This is a genomic window from Butyricimonas sp. Marseille-P2440 (assembly GCF_900091675.1).
Taxonomy (GTDB): domain Bacteria; phylum Bacteroidota; class Bacteroidia; order Bacteroidales; family Marinifilaceae; genus Butyricimonas; species Butyricimonas synergistica.
Genome location: NZ_LT594610.1, coordinates 740,591 through 761,341 on the forward strand (window position 1 = coordinate 740,591; position 20,751 = coordinate 761,341).

Below are 20,751 nucleotides of genomic sequence, written 5' to 3' on the forward strand. Positions count from 1 at the left end.
TATGAAGAAGATATTAAAATATATAGTTCCGGTAGTAGTTTTGCTGGCAACAGCTTGTTCGCGGCATGACGCTTTGATGTACGAGAGCGATCCCCGAGTGTGTTTTTATAGAGGGGATGACGGATACGGGCAACAAGACAGTATCCTGCATAGTTTCTTTTTAGTATCGGACACGCAGGACAGAGATACAGTGTGGGTGGAACTTGCGTTGATGGGTTTCCCCGCGGATGAGCCTCGTGCGGTGAATATCGTGCAGACAAATAAGGATGCGGCGGATGCAGCTGTAGCCGGTACACATTATGTGGCATTGGATGATCCGGAAGTGGTGAACCAGATTGTTATTGGAGCCGGGCAAGCTGTTACTAAAATTCCAATTATTCTGTTGCGTGATATATCCCTGAAAACAGAGAAGAAACGGTTGGAATTGACTATAGAGGAGAATGCGTATTTTAAACCGGGAATCGATGCCGACCTGAATTTTATGATACAGACTACAGAATTGGCGGAAAAACCGGGTAACTGGGATGATAAAGCCAGTTGGAAAAGCTATTTTGGAGAGTGGAGTTCCCAGAAAATGTGGTTTATCGTGAATTACTTGGGATTAACAGAGTTTGAGGAAACATATGACACCGGGTACAAGACTTACCTGAAGTTGAAGGCTCATTCGAAATTGAACGAGTACAACGCTTCGCATGACGAACCGCTTTGTAATAACCCGAACAAACATCACGAGGAAGGAGAGGTTTGTAAAGATTGTGTAGTATTCCCTTAATTAAAAACGATTGATGATGAAAAAGAATATATGGATAGGGTGCATGCTGGCATGGATTATTATTGCCGGGTGTATTGACGACAGAGGTAATTATGACTATCGGTCGACAGATGAAATTTGGCCAGTAAAGATTTCCGGGTTGAAAGCAATGGACTGCCAGGTGGGAGATCAATTAAATTTGACTCCGACAATAACCGGAACGGAAAATATGGAGAACTTGAAATACACGTGGTTCCTTTATTCCTCCGGGGTTGCCATGAGCAAAGAGGATACGCTGGGACACGGGAAGGAACTGAATTGGAAAATTTCCCGAGAAGCCGGGAGTTATAGTTTGATGTTCGAGGTAAGGGATACCGTGAGGGATCTGTTTACCAAAAAGTCGGTATCTTTGAAAGTCAGTACATTTCTTTCTACCGGTTGGTTTGTGATGGAAACTGACGGGACGGGAACCGATGTGGATATGATTACGCCGGAAGGCACGACAACCGAGAATTTATTGTCAACATATAATAGCAGTGGACGGATGGAAGGTGCACCCCGAAAAATGCTTTATAAACAAGATCATAGGCATGAAGTGGAAAATTTCGACGGTACGGTAGAGGTGGTGAAAAAAGATGCTTTTATCCTGACCTCTGAAAAGGATATTCGGGTTTATGATGCCCAGAATATGGCATTGCTGAAAAGGCGGGAGGACTGTTTCTACGAGATGCCGACTCCGGTGAATCCTTTGAATCGTTTCGTGAACAGCATAACGGACGATCATTTGAATAATAATGGACAGTATTATATGTTGCCTGCCGGAAACGTGGGCAAGTTCGGTTATCCGTTAGTAGGACCCGACGGAACGAATAATTATAATGTACATGCGGATGGCGTCAGTGTCTCGCAGCGTGCTTTTCTTTGGGATAAGACGAGTCGTTCTTTCCTGTATGCCACGACGGGGTCTCAGATGGTATTTTTGAATGAGGCGGGTAGTAACGTGACTAATTTCGGTCCTGTTTCTAAAACAGACAAGGAGTTAGTCCACATGATGTTCCGGGCAAGCGAGATGGTAAATTATGTTAGCAAGCAAAAGGCTTATGCCTTGTGGAAGGACGGAAGTGGAAAATATACTATCGTGGATTTGTATTTTGACAAAGCTACATATCCTATTGTGGGAGAATATTCCCTGCCGCAAGGAAATCTTCTTTCTACTGCCGATATTATGGTCACACACCAGAATGCGCCTAAGCTTTTCTTTGCTGCAAACGGTAACGAGTTGTGGGAACATAATATCAGTTCGAACACCGATCTTTCTATACGGGAAAGGAAAGTGTATACCTTCCCGGGAGGGGAAAGGATCGCTTGTATCCGGCATCTTTATATTACGAATAAGTATGTGGATGAACAGATGGATCGGTTGGTGGTGTTGACGAATAGTGCCGATGGGTGGAAGTTGTATGGATTCGAGTTTATCGGTGGCGGTAGTGAATTCGATATGACTGTTACTCCGGAGGAGGCAATGATCGGGAAAGGTGTAGGTGAAGCCGGGTACGTGATGAGAATGGATAATGATCGTGCATTTTGATCGAAAGGCGGACATGAAAAAGATTTCAATAATTATTTTTTTGCTTGCGACGGTTAGTTACTGTTGGGGGCAGAAACTCCCTTCCGTGGCCGGATGGAAAGACGGGAGCCATTATCTGGAACAGGTAAGGGAGGGAAAGAATAGTGTTTTGTATGCCGTGGATGTGAAGACAGGGGCGAGAACTCCTTTCACGTCGGCAAAAAAGAAAGCATTGGCTGCGGTAAAGGTATCGGATGGGGAGGTGGTTTACACCGCCCCGGACGGTAGCCAAAAACAATTGACCCGTACTCCGGCAGAGGAAAAGAATCCCATGCTTTCGCCAGACGGGAAATGGGTTGCTTTTACCCGTGATAATGATTTGTACGCTATAGATATCGCTTCCGGGCGTGAAGTCCGTTACACGGAAGACGGTTCGGAAGTCATTAAGAATGGGTACGCTTCTTGGGTTTACTACGAGGAAATTTTAGGACGATCAAGCGAGTACCGTAGTTTTTGGTGGTCGCCGGACAGCCGTTACCTTGCCTTCTTTCGTGCTGATGATTCCCGGGTCCCGGTTTATCCGTTGTATAACGTGAAAGGGCAGCATGGGGAACTGGAGATCAATCGCTACCCGCGGGCGGGAGATCCTAATCCGGAAGTGAGGGTCGGAATCGTATCTGTCGAGGGCGGAGAAGTTGTATGGGCTGATTTCAATTCGGAAACAGACCAGTATTTCGGGACTCCTTTTTGGCGTTCGGATGGGAGCGGGTTGTTGGTGCAGTGGATGCCCCGGGAACAGAATAACCTGAAGTTGTATAACGTGAACCCGGTAACCGGAGACAAGAGTGAGATTTATAATGAAGAGCAGCCGACATGGGTGAATTGGATAACAAGTTTGCACTGGGTCAAGGATGGGTTCATGATGATCCGGGACTTTGACGGGTGGGAACAGATTTACCTGCACAATTCGGATGGTTCATTAAGGCAAAAATTGACATCAGGTCGAAAATGGAACACGAAAATTGTTCGTATTGATGAGAAGAATCGGCAAGTGTATTTTACCTCGAAGGGAGAGATTTCGACACGGAATGATTTCTACTGTGTTGGGTTTGACGGAAAAAGACAGCGGAGATTGACATTTGGGGAATACAATCATAGAAATATTCGTTTGTCACCGGACAACCGTTATTTCCTGACGCAGTATGATAATTCGTCCACGCCGACATGCTTGGGGGTGGTGAACGTGAAAAACGGGAAGGTAAAGGTATTGGGAGATTTGAAGGATGCGGATTTTGATTCGACGAAAATGGAAAAGAAGGAAATGCTGTGGTTGACGACGGCGGAAGGATTTAAAATTCCGGCTATCGTGCGTTGGCCTCGTAACATGGAAAAAGGGAAGCGTTATCCTGTGGATATTCACGTTTATGGTGGTCCTAACCATGGTTCCGTGAGTGATTATTGGTCTTTGTCTGATTCCGGGTGGGATGAGGATTGTATCCGGGTGGTTATGGATCATCGAGGTTCCGGGCATTGCGGGAAGGCTGGTATGAATTATATGCACAGGAATTTGGGCAAGTGGGAAATGGAGGACTATATCGCCTGGGTAAAATTATTGCGAACTTATCCGAACGTGGATAGCACCCGTGTTATGATTAGCGGGGGAAGTTATGGCGGTTACATGACGGCATTGGCATTAACTTACGGGGCTGAATATTTTCAATATGGCTATGCCAAATTCGGTGTGATGGATTGGATGCTTTACGATTCGCATTACACGGAACGTTATATGGATTTACCCAAAGATAACCCGGAAGGTTACAAGGCGGCTTCCGTTTTTACCTATCTCGATCGTTACCAGTCGTGTGGACCGGCTATGCTACGCATCGTGCATGGCATGATGGACGACAACGTGCATATGCAGAATAGTATGCAATTGGTGGATGCTCTACAACAGATGAATCGGAAGTTCGAGTTGATGCTTTTCCCCGGAGAACGTCACGGGTGGATGAAGAAAATGAAATTTACATTGGAAGATTTGAAAGATTTTAAAAACAGATATTTGAAAAGGAAATGAAAAGACTGATTTTATTCACGTTATTGGTGGCTGCCGTGTTGACGAATGCGGTGGCTCAAAACCGGAGTATAAATTTTGAGGAAACGAAAGAGTGGAAGAAAATTGTCAAGAAGGCAAAAAAAGAGAAAAAGTTGATCTTCGTGGATTGCTACACGTCCTGGTGCGGTCCCTGCAAGATGTTGGCGAAAAGTGTGTTCACGAATGATGAGGTGGCAGACTTTTTCAACAAGAATTTCGTGAATGCCAAATATGATATGGAAAAAGATGCGGAGGGAGTGGTACTTAGAAAACAGTTCGGGGTACAAGCTTTCCCGACCTTAGTGTTTGTTGATCCTTCTTCGGGTGAAGCTATTCACCGTATGGTTGGTGCGGGTTCGCCGAATTGGTTGATTACCGGTGCTAGGCTTGCCCTGGAACCGGATAATAATCTCAGCAGTATGGTGAAACGATATGCTGCCGGGGAAAGGGATATTGAGCTTTTAAAAAATTATATGTCAGCCTTGTATTCTGCTTATATGCGGGATGAAGCCGCTCGTATCGCTTGTGAATATCTGGATTCTTTGTCTGTGGATAGTTTGTCTACGCCGGAAAATTGGTATTTGATTAATCGCTACGTGAGCGATCCATTATGCCCTTTGTTAAAACGGGTTATGTCTGAACGGGAAAAATTTTATACCGTTATCGGAAGAAAAGACGTGGATAATAAATTGGAGAAAGCGATTTATTCTGCTGTCAAAGAACTGACAGATTGGAAACCGGGAAAGAAAAATCTGTTTGATGAGAAACGTAACCGGGAGTTGACAGACTATTTAATGAGTATTGATTTCATGGTAGCTCCTACCGGTTTGGCTGCTTTGTACATGGCTGCTTATGTGCGGGAGAAAGATTTTCGCGGAATGCTCGACAAAATGGATGAGGCGTTAAGCTATAATTTATTTCGTAACAATGCCGGGCAAGAATATTTCCGGGATAATATCAGAAAATTGATTTATAGTGGTGACAAAGCTTTGATGGAGGAAGGTATTCAGCGCATCGATCGTTTTTGGTTTCAAGCCACGAAGGCTATGGACAAAGCGAATCTGATGAGAACAAAAGCTCTGTTGCAAACCAAAATAGGAGATATTTCCGGTGCGGAGATGTCTAATAAGGAAGCGGAGAAATATATAGCAGAAGCACGGAATAAATAATCACGTGTTAGAAAGAAAAATCACATACCTTCTCGCTACATGGCGAGAAGGTATATTTTGTTTAACCTATTTACATATAAGTGAATAAAGAGGTATTCTCATATTCTTGTTATCGTCGAATACCGTAAAAAGGATGGTAGTGGAAAGTTCAGTACGGAGAATAGAGTATAAATTATTTTATTTTTATGTGGTTTTTAATGAAGAAATCTTTACCTTTGCTTTGTCAATTCGAGAAAAATAAAAAAGTGTATAGCACAGAAGAAGGAATTAGCCTCCGGAAGTGTTTATACACTTTTTTTATTAAATCCGAGTTGACGTTCTAGTTTAATAACCGGAGGCTTTTTTGGAAAAACGTTTTTTTTATGAGATAGTTACATGTAAATGTAATGTTTTTTGAATTCTAATTTGTCTATGAAGGTGAGAGTACCGTGACGGGAAATCACCTTTTTTTAGGTTTCTTCGCTATTTAACGAAAATTTAAATCAGTTGCACTTTGTTTCACTAGGGAATAGCGTTATATTTGTTAACGAAAATAGTGCGTGTTTTCAGCCACTTTATTTTTTTATTCACATGATTAAAACTATTACACAGATGAGAAAAACAGTATTGATTATTTTTAGTTGCTTTCTCACCTTGTTGTTTGTTCCAAAAATCTACGGACAAACGCAGGATAAGTTGTTGGGATTGCTCAAAGAGGAATTGGCACAACAGATGAAGGAACTTAAAGGGGAAGAATTTCCCCCGTATCACATGAATTACCGGGTGATTGACGTGACCACGTCGGTCGTGTCCGCTTCTTTTGGGGCATTAATGAATAGCCAACAGTATCGCACCCGGACTTTGGTTCCGCAAATACGTTTGGGGGATAAACAACTGGATAATTTCAAGTTCAACCAAATGGGAGCGGCAACGCCGTCGGTAGCCAGATTACCTCTGGATGAGGATAATAACGAGGATGCTATTCGTCAGGCGATCTGGAACGAAACGAACAACCGTTACAAGTTTGCCGTGGATATGTATCAGAAGACAAAAGCGCAAACTACCGTGAACGTGGAAGAAGAGGATAAGGCTCCTTATTTCTCGGATGTTCCCGTGGAAAAATATTATGAGGCTCCGCTTCCGGTGGAGCAGACGAAGATAGATTTGGACAAGTGGGCTGCACGGATGAAAGAAATTTCTGCCGTGTTCAAGAATCAACCCGGAATTATGCAAGGAGATGCCATGGTTATTTACACTGTGGAAAGACGTTATTTCGTGGATAACGAGGGTACAGAGGTTGTTCAGAATCTGCCGTACGCCCGAATTATGGTGTTCGGGGAAACCAAGGCTGACGATGGTATGGAATTGCCGTTGAATCTTTCCTATTTTGCATACAACCCGGAAGATTTGCCTTCTAACGACAAGATCATTGCCGATGCGAAAGAGATGGTAAAAACATTGGAGGCTTTACGTGTAGCACCCATGGTAGACCCGTACACGGGTCCGGCTTTGTTGTCCGGTCCTGCCAGCGGCGTATTCTTTCACGAGATTTTTGGTCACCGCGTGGAAGGACAACGTATGAAAAGCGAGAGTGACGGTCAGACTTTCAAGAAGATGGTGGGCGAGTTCGTGTTGCCGGCTGATATGCACGTGTATGACGATCCGACGATTCGCGAGTATGCCGGGGAGGATTTGAACGGTTTCTATAAATACGACGATCAAGGCGTGAAGGCTGAACGCGTGGATGTGGTTGTGAATGGTAAGTTGAACGAGTTCCTGATGACCCGTACGCCGATTGACGGACAGCCTCGCTCTAACGGTCACGCGCGTGCTACCGGAGGATTTGATCCCGTATCCCGGCAGTCCAATTTGGTGATCGAAACCTCTAACCCGAAGACTCCTCAGGAATTACGGCAGTTGTTGATCGAGGAAGTGAAAAAACAAGGTAAGGAATACGGTTATTTCTTCAAAGAAGTGACGAGCGGATTCACGTTTACCGGAAAAGGTGGAACAAATTCATTCAACGTTACCCCGTTGGAAGTATATAAAGTGTTTGCTGACGGACGTCCCGACCAATTGGTACGCGGGGTGGATTTGATCGGAACTCCTCTTTCCATGTTCTCGAATATTATCTTTGCCGGTAATGATGCCCGCGTGTTCACGGGTATGTGTGGTGCCGAATCCGGTTCTATTCCGGTGACTGCCATCTCTCCGACAATTCTGGTGAATAAGGTGGAAACACAACGGAAGGCTAAATCTCAGGATATATTGCCGATTCTCTCGGCTCCGGGATTGGACGGGAAGAAAAATTAAAAGATAAAAGTTTAGAGTGAATGAAACTCCTCCGTCAGCTGCGCTGCCACCTCTTCTATAAACAGAGGAGGAGTTGGAAATGTTTCTCGAAGACGAGAGGGTAACTTGACTCTCCCTCTGTTTATAGAGGGAGTACCCGAAGGGGGAGGGAGTTTTTTTAAGATAAAATCATTAAATCTAATATCAATAAGATGAAATATATATTATCGTTACTATTGTTTTTCCTGCTACTCGGTCCGGTTGTTGCGCAAAGCGAACAGGATCAAGTAATTTTTAAGGCTATGCAGGATGAGTTACAGAGGAACAAGGAGAACTTGGCGTTGCCGGGGATGGATAAACCGTTTTATTTATCCTTTTCTTTGGGAAGGTATCGTCAATTCGAGGTATCCGGAGTTTTGGGTGCTATCACGAGTTCGCTGGAATTGCCCTGGCGGGGTATCGCTTCTTCTCAGTTATTGTTGGGAGATTACGATCACACGAGCGATTCCCGTTATGTTGGTCAATTTTTGAAAGTGGGAATGCCTGCCGAGGCGGATTACGATATGATTCGCCAGAATTTCTGGTTGGTGACAGATGCAGCCTATAAGTGGGCATTGCAGGAGTCTGCTGCTAAGGAAGCCGCGTTGAAGGCTAATCCGCAGACCCCGGAAGAGGCTGCTTTGCCGGATCTGGTGAAGGCTGAACCGATCACGAAGATTGTGGAGGGGAAACCTTATACTATTAATATGGAAGAGTGGGAGCGCGTGATTCGTGAGGTTTCTGCGATCTTCAAAAATTACAAGGATATTTACAATTCATCGGTGGGAATCAGTGGGTTGGATATGGAAGTGTACAAGCAGACCAGCGAGGGCGTGACCATGAAACAACCGGTTTCTTACGTTAATTTTTACGCCCAGGGATACGTGAATACAGCCGAGGGCGTGAAGATCGGGGATGTTTATTCCGTGTTGGTGGCTCGCCCGCAGGATATGCCTTCCCTGGAAGATTTGAAGAAGGGGGTCACGGCTTTTGCCGAGAATCTGATGAAGTTGAAGGATGCTCCCGAGGTGGAAGAGTTCTATTCCGGTCCGGTGCTTTTTGAAGATGGAGCCAGTTCCAGTATTTTCGTGAACAACTTGTTGAATCAAGGCGGTTTGTTTGCTTACCGGAAGGCTGATAACGGCAGAGGTGCGGGAGCCAGAACCTTGGACGGACGTATCGGGAGAAAGATTATGGACAATCGTTTGACGGTAAAGAATTACAGTACTTTGGATAAATATAACGGAGTACCTTTGTTGGGGGCTTACGAGATCGATGCCGAGGGTGTAGTTCCCGCGAAAGAAATGACCCTGGTAGACAAGGGTATTCTGCGTCAAATGCTAAATGGACGGGTGCCTTCATTGAAAACTCCTCACTCCACCGGAAGTTCCCGCTTCGTGATGACCGGAAGTGACATCGTTTACGCTACGGCTCCGGGAACGATTCATATTGAAGTGGATAAGGGTACGAAACAGGATAAAATGAAGAAAGCCTTGATTAAGGCTGCCAAAGACGAGGGGTTGGATTACGCCTATATCGTGCGTAGTATTGCCGGAACGGCTTCCAAGATATACAAAGTGGACGTGAAGGACGGTAGCGAAACACAAGTACGTTTCGGGGATGTGTCTGCGATTAATCTGGCGAAAATCAAGCGTGTATTGGATATTTCCAGCAAAGAGAATGTTTCTAATTATATTCTGAACCGTCAGGTGTTGTCTTCGTTGATTTATCCGGCTTCCATCTTAATCGAGGACGTGGAAATCAACAAGTCAGAACCGAAGAAAGAGAAAGAACCGGTACTGAAGTTCCCGTTGCAGAGGTAAGAACGCCTTTGGCGGGTTGCAAGTTGCAGGTTTACTTGTAAGTAAGCTTGGATTCTGAAAGCTAAAAACTAGAAGTTATAATATATACTTAACTTTTAGTTTTTAGCTTTTTTCATGAGAAGAAGAAAATTACTTTCAGTATCTTCCGCGATAAGGATGGTGTGGTGTTTATCGTTCTCCGAAAGTGGATTTACAAACTTATTGTGTATTTTTGTTCGGGTAAAACGAGGGATTATGAAAGAGAAAATAAACAAAACCAATGCGGTAAGATTGTTGGATAAGACTAAAATTACCTATGAACTGATTCCTTACGAGGTGGATGAACACGACTTGGCTGCGGCACACGTGGCTGCGCAGTTAGGGGAGAATATCGAGCAAGTATTTAAGACTCTTGTCTTACACGGTGACCGGAATGGTTATTTCGTGTGCGTGATTCCTGGGAATCATGAAGTCGATTTGAAGTTGGCGGCAAAGGCGTCGGGAAACAAGAAAGCTGATCTGATCCCGATGAAAGAATTGCTTCCTGTCACGGGATATATCCGGGGCGGTTGTTCGCCTGTCGGGATGAAAAAAGTCTTTCCGACGTTTATTCACGATTCGTGCCTGCAATTTGAATATATATTTATCAGTGCGGGAGTGAGGGGCTTGCAGATTCGCTTGAATCCGGGAGATCTGATAAAATATGTCGGGGCAACAGTTTGTCCGTTGAGTAACGAGAATTTATAAGGGGGATGTGTGAACATCCCCCTTTACTCGCGTATAGCGTTCTTCCTTTCAGCGGACGACTCGCGTGCGCTATCTTAAAATATCATGAATTTTATTCACCCTAGTTATGAAAAAGCAATACACATCACATGGAAAAGAACTGCCTGCACGAGCTTCTAAGCAAAGATAGAATTTTTTTTGACATTTGTATCTTTTGAAGGAGTGTTTTTTTGAAAATTCTTTTTATTCCCGTTTTGTTTTATTTGGTCTGCTTTTTGCATTATTCGGGGAAAAACGTGTTAGATATGAGAAAAAAGGTTGCATTATTTTGGATGATTGCATTTCTTGCTAGTTGTGATTTGATAGAGTATCACCCTTATGACGTGCGTTTGTCGGGAGAATTACACATTAACGAGAAAAACATCCCGTTGATCGAAGAAAAATGTGAGGATAAGGATACCATCCGGTTTGTACTCATGGGAGATAGCCAACGATGGTACGATGAAACGGAAGCTTTCGTGAAGCATATGAACAAGAGAAATGATGTGGATTTCGTGATTCACGGGGGAGATGTTTCGGATTTCGGACTAACCAAAGAATTCCTGTGGGTACGGGATATTATGGGTAAATTGCGTATACCTTACGTGACGTTGTTGGGTAACCACGATATATTAGGAAATGGGATGGATGTATTCTTGGACGTGTTCGGGGATGAGAATTTCTCGTTCCGTGCAGGTAAGAATCTTTTCCTTTGCGTGAACACAAACGCTCTGGAGTTTGATTACTCCCACCCGGTGCCCGATTTTTCATTCGTTTATTCGGAATTGCAGGACACCGTCGGGCTTACCCGAACGATTCCGGTGATGCACGTGCCACCCGGTGATGTCGAGTTTAATAATAACGTGGGAAGGGTATTTCACACGATGTTATGTTCATTTCCCGGCATGGAGTTCTGCTTGCACGCGCATAGCCACTGTTTGCGCCACGAGGAGCATTTCGACGATGGAATTCCTTATATAGGTTGTAGTTGTATGAAAGATAAAAACTATCTGTTATTCACCTTAACACCGGAGGGTTACGAGTATGAAGTGGTCTATTATTAAAACGGGATTTGTGGCTCTGTTGCTTTTTGTAGGCACGGGAGTTATGGGTGACGAGAGAGAGGATCAGCAGGAGCTTCGTGCTGAACGGCATAAAAGAAAATTGGAACGTTACCAGTCAAATTGGAATAAATTGATACCGAAATATCAAAATCTGCAATTTGCCGGATCGATAGGTCTGCTTTCGGCGGGAATCGGTTGGGATTACGGTAAACAACGGCAATGGGAATCGGAGATCATGTTCGGGTTTGTCCCGGAGTTCTCGTCCAATAAAACGAAAGTGACGTTTACGGTGAAACAGAATTACGTGCCGTGGGAGGTTTCGCTCGGGAAGAATTGGGTACTGGAACCGCTTGAAACCGGATTGTTCATGAATACCGTGTTGGCAGATGATTTTTGGGTGAAGGAACCGGAAAAATACCCGAGTAGTTATTATAAATTTTCCACCCGCATCCGTTTCCACGTTTTTCTGGGACAACGTATCGCTTTCGATGCAGGAAAACATTTCCCGTTTCGCCGGATCACGGCGTATTACGAGTTGAGCACGTGCGATTTGTATTTACTCTCCAAGTTCACGAATAAATACGTGAAAATGGGGGATATTTTAAGCCTGTCGTTTGGGCTGAAATTTCATATTTTTTAACGTATAAATTTCTAGCTATTTATTATCGCCGGTAAGCGGAGAAGAAGTGAACAATTGTTATATTTGTGAAGTAACTAATTTAAATACAAATGAAGAGAATATTTGTTTTGCTTCTTTTCTCTTGGATTGCCACGAATGTCTCGGCGCAAGAAATTGCGGGACAGTGGACGGGGACTTTAAAACTCCCGGCAACGGATTTGAAATTGGTTTTTAACGTGATACATTCCGGGGGAAAGTGCCGGGCGACGTTTGACAGTCCGAATCAAGGGGCAAAGAATATTCCAATTGAAACGACTTGTTATGAAAATGGGGAATTGATATTTCATATGCCTCAGATCAGAGCAGAATATTTAGGTCGACTGAATGAACAAGGTGGCGTCGAGGGAATCTTCCGGCAAAGCGGACAAGAGTTCCCGATGGCATTGAAACGGGTCGTGTATATTCCTGTTCCGGGTGAATATGATTTCGATGGGCAATGGATGGGGACGGTGGAAATACAGGGAGTAAAATTGCGGGTGGTATTCCATGTTTCCAGGATAGGGAACGAGTACGCGTCGGCAATGGATAGCCCGGATCAGGGGGCAAAAGGGACTCCGGTACGAGTGACTCGTGTGAATGGTCATGAGATCGTGATGGAAATTCCTGCAATTTCTTTTATTTACCGGGGTGAAGCAGATCGTGAAGGAAGGATTACGGGAAAATTGGCTCAGTTCGGAGTGGAATACACGCTGAATCTGGAACGTCAGAATGAAATCGTGAAATTAGATCGTCCGCAGGAACCGAAAGCTCCTTTCCCGTATAGAATTGAGGAAGTCGTGTTTGAAAATGAAGCCGATTCAGTGATGTTAGCAGGTACCTTGACTTTACCGGAAGGGAAAGATAATTTCCCGGTGGCAGTGATGATCACGGGAAGCGGTCCGCAGAACAGGGATGAGGAGATGATGGGGCATAAGCCGTTTTGGATTATTGCTGATTATTTGGCACGTCGGGGAATAGGTGTTTTGCGTTTTGATGATCGGGGTGTGGGAAAATCGACAGGTGTATTTGATAAAGCCACTTCCTTGGATTTCGCCCGAGATGCGGCATCTGCCGTGCGTTACTTGAAGGAAAAACGGAAATTCCGCGAAATCGGATTGATTGGACATAGTGAAGGGGGAATGATAGCCCCTTTGGTAGCGAGTGAATCGAAAGACGTGAAATTCATTGTCTTGTTGGCGGGAACGGGTATCCGAGGGGATCAAGTTTTGTTGACACAGCAAACGGCTATTAATCGGGAAACGGGGATTGCGGATACCGTGGTTCAAGAGATAGAACGTTGGCATCGAGGTATATACGATATAATACTTGCTTCCTCGTCCGTGGATGAGGTGAGAGATTCCGTGTCGACTTATTTTCGGAATTTACTGGAAGCGGCACCCCCGGGAGCCATAGGGGGAATAAAGTCAGAAGATATTATCCGTGCAAGGGTTGACCAATTACTAAACCCGTGGATGTATTTTTTTATGCGTTACGATCCGGTACTGGCATTGAAGAAGGTAAAATGTCCCGTGTTGGCATTGAATGGTGATAAGGATTTACAGGTTTTGCCAGAAATAAATTTGAATGGAATCAGGCGGGGATTGGTAGCCGCGAAGAACCGGAACGTGACAATCAAAGTGTTGCCGGGATTGAATCACTTGTTTCAGGAATGTGAATCCGGAAATCCTGCCTTGTATGGAAGTATATCCCAGACGTTTTCTCCCGTTGTGTTGAAAGAAATCGGGGATTGGATTGAAAATCTGAAGATAAAGAAATGAAAGGATACCGTTACTCCATAATCTTCTTGTGCTTTCTCGCGTTGGCGATCGACACGTCGGCTCAACGCAAGAAGGTTGGATTGGTATTGAGTGGCGGAGGAGCGAAAGGAGTGGCGCATATTGGGGTGTTGCAGGTGTTGGAAAAAGCGGGAATCCCCGTGGACGTGATCGTGGGAACTAGTATGGGCTCTATCGTCGGGGGACTGTATGCCATCGGTTATACTGCCGACCAACTGGATAGCCTCGTGCGGGCGCAGGACTGGATGTTTCTTTTGAGCGATAAGGTAAACCGTTATGACCTGCCCTTCGGGGAGAAGGAGTTTGACGCAAAATACGTGTTATCTTTCCCGTTCGAGCGGGGAAGGCGCCGTCCCACGGGATTTATCCGGGGGCAGAACGTGTACAATCTTTTCACGGATCTTACCATCGGGTATCACGATTCGTTGGATTTTCTGAAATTGCCTATCCCCTTTGCCTGCGTGGCGGCAGACGTGCTCAACCGGCAGGAGGTTGTGATGAAGGAGGGGAACCTGGTACGGGCAATGCGGGCGAGTATGGCAATACCGGGTGCGTTTACCCCGGTGATTGCGGGCGATCGGGTGCTGGTAGACGGGGGCGTGCTGAATAATTTTCCGACAGACGTGGCACGTGCCCTGGGTGCGGAGATCGTGATCGGGGTGGATGTGCAGGCGGATTTGATGGCGGAAGATAAGCTGGAATCCGTTTCCGGCGTGATACCACAGATTATCAATTTGCTCTGTATGAACAAGCACGAGGAGAACGTAAAACTTGCCGATCTGGTGATACGCCCGAACGTGAAAGGATATTCGGCGGCTAGTTTTAGTGCCCGGTCGATAGATTCTTTATTGGCAAGGGGAAAGGTGGCAGCTTTGCGGGATTGGGGGGAGATCATGCGTGTGAAAGCCTTGATCGGCGGTCAGCAGGAGCAGGTTGCCGTACCGTCGTCTGTGGACTTACCGGGGGAGTTCGCGATCCGGGAGATACACATCGAGGGACTTACCGCTAAGGAAGAAGGATGGGTTCGCCGGAAGATGCGGATGCGGGAGAATAGCGTGGTAACGCTCGACGATATTCATCGGGAGATAGCCATGTTGTACGGGACAAAGGCTTTTGCAGCCGTGAGCTACCGCCTGTTGGGCGAATCTCCCTACGAGTTGGAACTGGAATTGCGGGCACAACCAATGAGCGCGGTAAATATCGGATTTCGCTTTGACTCGGAAGAGATGGCGGCAATCCTTCTGAATACGACTTTGAACAATCGGGCGTTGAGGGGGTCACGGCTTGACCTGACGGGGCGATTGAGCAAAAATCCTTACGCTAAGGTGGAGTATTCGCTGGAAAATACTTTCCTGCGGCGTTTCAACCTGGCGTACATGTTTCGCTATAATGATGTGAATTATTATTACCAGGGAAAGAAGGCGAACAACGTGACGTATCGTTACCACATGGGAGAACTCGGGTTGTCGAGCCTTTATTTCCGTAATTTTAAGTTTCAGGTAGGTCTGCGTTACGAGTATTTCGATTACAATTCCCTGCTTTTCTCGAACGCGGAGGAGATCATCGACGTGCGTCCGGAAGGTTTTTTCAGTTATTACGGGCAGGCTCAACTGGATACCTACGATCGTCGTTTTTACCCGAATCGGGGTGTTGCTTTCCAGGCTTCCTGTTCGATTTATACGGATGACTTGGGAACCTACAAAGGGGGAGCTCCTTTCTCGGCGTTGGCGGTGAACTTTGCCCCGGTAGTTTCTATTTCCGATCGCTTGAAGTTATTGCCCGCGGTGTACGGTCGCGTGCTGATCGGGAACAATGCGGCATATTCTTATCTGAACTGTATGGGCGGAGCGGTTTTCGGGCGTTATGCGACACAGCAATTGCCGTTTCTAGGAATCAATCACGTGGAGGTCTTCGATAATTCCCTGCTTGTCGGGCGGGTTGAGTTCCGTCAGCGAGCGGGAAGAAAGCATTATCTTTCTTTTGTCGGGAATTACGCTTTACAAGATGGCAATTTCTTTGATCTTTTTGGACGGAAAGGCATCTGGGGCGGAGGCGTCGGTTATTCCCGAGATTTTATTTTTGGACCAATTGATTTGATGTTCAGCCTTTCAGATTGGAGCAAAAAACTTGAATGTTATTTTAACCTGGGATTTTATTTCTAGGGCAATTTGATTAGGGTAAACCTGTCTTCAATTCGGGGTAATCCCAAAGTAATACTACCTGTACTTGCTTGCAAATAAGTTTTAACGTGCTTACAGCGCCGCTGGCTAATTGTGCTGTAAATGCGGTGTAAGTGCTTTGTAGCGGTCATGAGGTAGTTTTACTTTGGGATTACTATGGGATTGCCGTGAATTTCGAGAAATAAAAATTAATGCTCATAAAATTTGCGATAAACAAAAATGATGTATATTTGCAGCGCAATAAACGATTGTTTTTTTCGAAAATTATCGTTTATCGAAACAGTTTTCGTGCATTATTATGTCACTGTTTAAGTGAAGTGCGTGGAACACATGGCAATAAATCGGGACCGGTAATAGGGTTAGTGCGCGAAGCGTATTCGGACGGGTCATGATGGTGTATTGCCTAAGTGGCGGTAGAATCGTTAATAAACAGGGAGAATCGGCAATTACATGATTGAGGAGAAGAAATTAAACTGGTATGTCGCTTACACGCGGGTGAATCAGGAATTATTGATCCAAAAAAAACTGGATGAATTGGGGATCGAAAATTTTCTGCCGCAGGAAGAGCAAGTACGGGAAACACCTCTTGGTCGCAAAACGATTCGAGTACTTTTGATTCATGGGATGATTTTTATCCGTACGGATAAGGCAACGAGTTTTTCTTTGATTAACGACTATTCATTGAATATTATTTATTTGAAAGATATAGAAGGACGCCATTCTTTAGTTGTTCCCGATAAACAAATGCAGGATTTCATGTTTTTGCTGGATTTCTCGCCTAATGGCATAGAGGTATTGAATAAAAACCTTAAACGAGGCGATCGGGTACGGGTTATGAAGGGACCCCTGCAAGGCTTGGAAGGAGAGTTGGTGCGTCTGAAGGGGCACAAACGAGTGGTGATTCGTTTAGACGGCGTGGCATCGATAGCCACTTCCTATATTCCGGGCTCTTTCCTGGAAAGAATAGTGTAAAACAAAATAATGGATAAAGGTTTATTTCACGAATTGTACAAGCAATTGTACAATCTCGACATCCGGTCGTATCCCCCGGAAATGTTGTCTGGTTTATTGCACGGTTATTTGACCGTGTATTCCATGGTACGGGTGTACCCGTGGTTGGAGAGTGATTTCGGTAACCCGTATGATGTCCACGAGCGGGCGAAGGAAATTGCCCGGCTATATTCGGAGCAATTGGCGAACGAGGATTTACCCGTCGATTCCCGGGCGGGTTACGCGGCGGACATGATGGATGTTTACCAGTTATATTCAGACTTGAGTTACTTGAACAATGGGTTGGATGCGGCGTACCGTATTCTTACAGCCAGGGGGAGTGACAAAATCGTGTTGCCTTGTCGGACACCGAATGTTTGTCGGTTGCTATGCAATTGCTACTATTTCGCGAATGACAAGATGTGCGGGGAATTGGCGGGGAGGTTGGTCACGGAGGCTTTGGGATATATCCGTGGGGGCGACCAAGAGGTTTTATTATCGTGGTGGGATGCTTTCTGCCTGTATGGTGATGTTGTCGGAGCGATGATGTTACCCGGGGAAGATAATAAATGGCAGGAGAAAGAACGGGCTTGTTTGCGGGTTAGCGTGGGATGGGAGGAGGATAAGAGAATTGAACGTTTCCGGCAGATGGGGCTGGATACGGATTTCTGTTTGGTTGCAGAAGTTTTTAAAGTTTTGGCAAAGAGGGTATTTGATGAATTGAATAGATTATACAGATAAAAATATATTTCATATTTTTATCTGTATAATCTCGATGTCTTTAAAAACAAATGTCAAAATTAGCTATTGTGGATATTTGAAAATATTAGTATTTAAATAGTCATACGTTTATTATATGAAATTTCTTTTTGATATGGATGGCACAGTTACTTCTTGTGAAACTTTGCCCGTGATCTCGTCCCATTTTAAAATGGAAAATGAGATTGATAAATTAACACAAGAAACAGTGCAGGGAAATATTCCGTTTATTGAAAGTTTTATTAAAAGAGTCAATATATTGGGAGAGTTGCCTGTAGATGAAGTGTTAGATTTACTTGAAAAAGTACCACTTTATCCCTTGATAAGTAAATTTATATTTGATCATAAAAAGGATTGTGTCATAGTTACAGGGAACTTAAAGTGCTGGTGTAGTTCTTTAGCTTCAAAAATTGGGTGTACTGCTTACTACTCGGAGGCAGAGGTTGAAGATAATAAAGTAGTAAAACTTAAATCGATATTAAGGAAAGAGCAAATTGTAGATCAATATAAAGCTTTAGGGGAAACGGTTGTATTTATAGGAGATGGGAATAATGACTTGGAAGCGATGAGGCATGCAAATATTTCTATTGCGACAGGGCTTACTCACAACCCAGCAAAAAGTCTCTATGCTATCGCTGATTATATAATTTTTAATGAGAAAGCTTTATGTCGGCAATTAAATCAGTTGTTATAAGTTGTGCTGGAATTGGATCTCGACTTGGTCTTGGTTTAACGAAAGCTTTAGTCAAAATTAATGGAAGATCATTGATTTCATGGCAATTAGAGTTATTCAAGGATGTAGAAGATGTACGTATCGTCGTTGGTTTTCAAGCGAATGAGATTATTGAAGAAGTTTTAAAGTATCGTAAGGATGTGATATTCATTTTTAATCATCACTATTTCGAGACGAAAACGGGTGCTAGTTTTTATTTAGGAGCTCGGCATGCAAATGAATATATCCTTGAATGGGATGGGGATCTTTTAGTCCATCCTGATGATGTGAAAAAAATTCTTAATACAGAAGGAGAATTTGTGTGCTACGCTGATATTACATCTGAAGATGCAGTATTTGTTAAGACTGATGAAGATGGTAATGTACTCCAATTTTCAAGAGACGAAGGTGATTACGAATGGACAGGTCCTGCGTGCATAAAAAAGGAAAACCTTTTTTACTGCACGCAAAATGTGTATAACTTGTTCGAACCTTATCTTCCTATGAAAGGGATGAACGTTCGAGCTTATGATATAGACACGTACAATGATTATTTGCGTGTATCTGAAATCGTAAAAGATTGGAAAATATGATAGGTATTATAGGCGGGAATGGGGTAGCGGCAACTAATAGGCTGCAGGTGTTGATAGAGAATATGATTGTAGAGAAAGGGGCTTTTAGAGATGCTCATCATCCTGAGATGTTGATATATCAAGCTACTCAAGCTCCTTCTAGAAGTATGTACCTTGAGGATAGGGGACCGAGTTTTCTTGAATATTATATTAAAGCTGGGTTGAAAATGAAAGATTTCGGATGTACGGAATTATGTATGTGCTGTAATACTGCTCACTTTTTTATTGAAGAACTGCAGCAAGAAATAGGTTTACCTTTTGTTAATATAATAGAATTAGTAGCCAAAGAAGTAAAAAAGCAAGGGTTAAAAAAAGTTGGAATTATGTGTAGTGATGGATGTAGGCGGCATAAACTATATAATAAATATTTTGCGCTATATACGGCAAAAACAGAAATACTTTATCCTCCTTTGTTACAATATTTAGTCACTCGTGGAATTTGTAATGCTAAAAATAGTTATCGTCGTATTTCTTCGCCTATTGATGAACAACCTATGAATTGCTTTGATAAAGTTATTGAAGAATTAAAGGGGGAAGGGTGTGATGGAGTTATTGCTGGTTGTACGGATATTAATAATGTTTATCATTATATAAGGCAAGATATCGCTTATATTGATAGTCTGCAAGTTTTAGCATCTTATATCGTTGAGAAAAATGAATTTTGGTCAGGAAATATTGTTGAATGATATCAAAGTTCTTCAAATGGATATATTAGAAGCAATACATGAATTCTGTATTGCCAACAATATAAAATATTCTCTTGCTTGCGGCACAATGCTTGGTGCGATGCGTCATAAGGGATATATTCCATGGGATGATGATATAGACATTTGTATTTTAAGGGAAGATTATAACAAACTGATAAATTTATTCCCTCAGGTTTATAAAGGAAGATATAAGATCGCATCACTTGAGAGAGAAAAAAAATGGACTTTTCCTTTTGCAAAAGCATATGATGATAAAACGGTATTGATAGAGAATAGCGATATTAAATTTAACCTTGGGATTAATATTGATATTTTTCCAATAGATGATGTACCGGATAACGGGAAAAAATGGATAAAATATGATAAAGTGCGACGAATTCTTCAGTTATTGAATTCTTTGAAATATGTACATTTTTCGGAGAAAAGATCATTCGTGAAAAATCTAACTTTGGGTATTTCTAAATTACTTTTGTTGCCTATCTCTAAAAGATGTTTTTGCATGTTTCTTTCAAATTATGCTCAAAAATTTAATGGGAAGCAATATAAATTTGTCTTTGAAAATGTTCAGGGAATCTTTCAAAAAAAAAGATTCAAAAAATCGATTTTTGAACAAGTAATTAATATCCCCTTTGAGGACAGAGAGTTTATGGGATTCTCTAATTATGAAGAGTATCTTTCGAATGCTTATGGGGATTGGCGTAAACTTCCACCCGTAGAGAAACGCATTACACACCATGATTTTAAAGCTTATTGGAAGTAAATGTCATCTAATATAATTAGAAATTTCTCGTGGGTAT

General features: G+C 43.5%; 17 protein-coding genes. All 17 read left to right on the top strand.

Features of this window, described 5'->3' with window-relative positions:
• Position 1: 1 nt before the first annotated feature.
• The 17 genes from BN8899_RS14050 (at position 2) to BN8899_RS14130 (ending at position 20,714) form a co-directional block, all read left to right on the top strand.
• Positions 2 to 772, top strand: a complete 771-nt coding sequence (locus BN8899_RS14050; protein ID WP_065219899.1) for a DUF4843 domain-containing protein — start codon at positions 2 to 4, stop codon at positions 770 to 772.
• Positions 773 to 788: 16 nt separating this feature from the next.
• Entirely contained in the window at positions 789 to 2,339 is a 1,551-nt protein-coding gene (locus BN8899_RS14055; RefSeq protein WP_065219900.1) for a PKD-like family lipoprotein, read from the top strand.
• A 13-nt stretch (positions 2,340 to 2,352) separates the two neighbouring features.
• Positions 2,353 to 4,392, top strand: coding sequence for a S9 family peptidase (locus BN8899_RS14060; RefSeq protein WP_231932357.1), 2,040 nt, complete (start codon positions 2,353 to 2,355; stop codon positions 4,390 to 4,392).
• Positions 4,389 to 5,579 (top strand): thioredoxin family protein, encoded by a 1,191-nt coding sequence (locus tag BN8899_RS14065; protein ID WP_082987068.1) that lies wholly within the window; start codon positions 4,389 to 4,391, stop codon positions 5,577 to 5,579. The genes BN8899_RS14060 and BN8899_RS14065 overlap by 4 nt, the downstream gene beginning before the upstream one ends.
• A 591-nt stretch (positions 5,580 to 6,170) precedes the next feature.
• Entirely contained in the window at positions 6,171 to 7,871 is a 1,701-nt protein-coding gene (locus tag BN8899_RS14070) for a TldD/PmbA family protein (RefSeq protein ID WP_018336925.1), read from the top strand.
• Between the two features lie 191 nt (positions 7,872 to 8,062).
• The gene (locus BN8899_RS14075) at positions 8,063 to 9,712 is read left to right on the top strand and encodes a metallopeptidase TldD-related protein (protein WP_026207343.1); all 1,650 of its coding nucleotides are present in this window, start codon (positions 8,063 to 8,065) and stop codon (positions 9,710 to 9,712) included.
• 234 nt (positions 9,713 to 9,946) lie between these two features.
• Entirely contained in the window at positions 9,947 to 10,438 is a 492-nt protein-coding gene (gene ybaK, locus BN8899_RS14080) for a Cys-tRNA(Pro) deacylase (protein ID WP_065219902.1), read from the top strand.
• A gap of 284 nt (positions 10,439 to 10,722) precedes the next feature.
• A complete protein-coding gene (locus tag BN8899_RS14085; protein WP_065220742.1) occupies positions 10,723 to 11,520 on the top strand; it encodes a metallophosphoesterase family protein in 798 nt (265 codons plus the stop codon).
• A 10-nt stretch (positions 11,521 to 11,530) separates the two neighbouring features.
• The gene (locus tag BN8899_RS14090) at positions 11,531 to 12,160 is read left to right on the top strand and encodes a hypothetical protein (RefSeq protein WP_231932358.1); all 630 of its coding nucleotides are present in this window, start codon (positions 11,531 to 11,533) and stop codon (positions 12,158 to 12,160) included.
• Between the two features lie 89 nt (positions 12,161 to 12,249).
• Positions 12,250 to 13,956 carry an alpha/beta hydrolase family protein gene (locus BN8899_RS14095; RefSeq protein ID WP_082987069.1) on the top strand — a complete coding sequence of 569 codons (1,707 nt, stop codon included), beginning with the start codon at positions 12,250 to 12,252 and terminating at the stop codon, positions 13,954 to 13,956.
• Positions 13,953 to 16,136, top strand: a complete 2,184-nt coding sequence (locus tag BN8899_RS14100; protein ID WP_065219904.1) for a patatin-like phospholipase family protein — start codon at positions 13,953 to 13,955, stop codon at positions 16,134 to 16,136. Before BN8899_RS14095 ends, BN8899_RS14100 begins: the two co-directional genes overlap by 4 nt.
• Before the next feature lie 468 nt (positions 16,137 to 16,604).
• Positions 16,605 to 17,126 carry a UpxY family transcription antiterminator gene (locus BN8899_RS14105; RefSeq protein WP_018336918.1) on the top strand — a complete coding sequence of 174 codons (522 nt, stop codon included), beginning with the start codon at positions 16,605 to 16,607 and terminating at the stop codon, positions 17,124 to 17,126.
• 9 nt (positions 17,127 to 17,135) lie between these two features.
• The gene (locus BN8899_RS14110; RefSeq protein WP_065219905.1) at positions 17,136 to 17,885 is read left to right on the top strand and encodes a hypothetical protein; all 750 of its coding nucleotides are present in this window, start codon (positions 17,136 to 17,138) and stop codon (positions 17,883 to 17,885) included.
• A 133-nt stretch (positions 17,886 to 18,018) separates the two neighbouring features.
• Positions 18,019 to 18,597, top strand: a complete 579-nt coding sequence (locus BN8899_RS14115) for an HAD-IB family phosphatase (RefSeq protein WP_231932366.1) — start codon at positions 18,019 to 18,021, stop codon at positions 18,595 to 18,597.
• Positions 18,570 to 19,208: a phosphocholine cytidylyltransferase family protein gene (locus tag BN8899_RS14120; RefSeq protein WP_065219907.1), complete on the top strand. Its 639-nt coding sequence runs from the start codon at positions 18,570 to 18,572 to the stop codon at positions 19,206 to 19,208. The genes BN8899_RS14115 and BN8899_RS14120 overlap by 28 nt, the downstream gene beginning before the upstream one ends.
• Entirely contained in the window at positions 19,205 to 19,933 is a 729-nt protein-coding gene (locus BN8899_RS14125; RefSeq protein ID WP_065219908.1) for an aspartate/glutamate racemase family protein, read from the top strand. Before BN8899_RS14120 ends, BN8899_RS14125 begins: the two co-directional genes overlap by 4 nt.
• Positions 19,934 to 19,949: 16 nt before the next feature.
• Complete coding sequence (locus tag BN8899_RS14130) at positions 19,950 to 20,714, top strand: LicD family protein (protein ID WP_187376909.1); 765 nt, start codon at positions 19,950 to 19,952, stop codon at positions 20,712 to 20,714.
• Positions 20,715 to 20,751 lie beyond the last annotated feature (37 nt).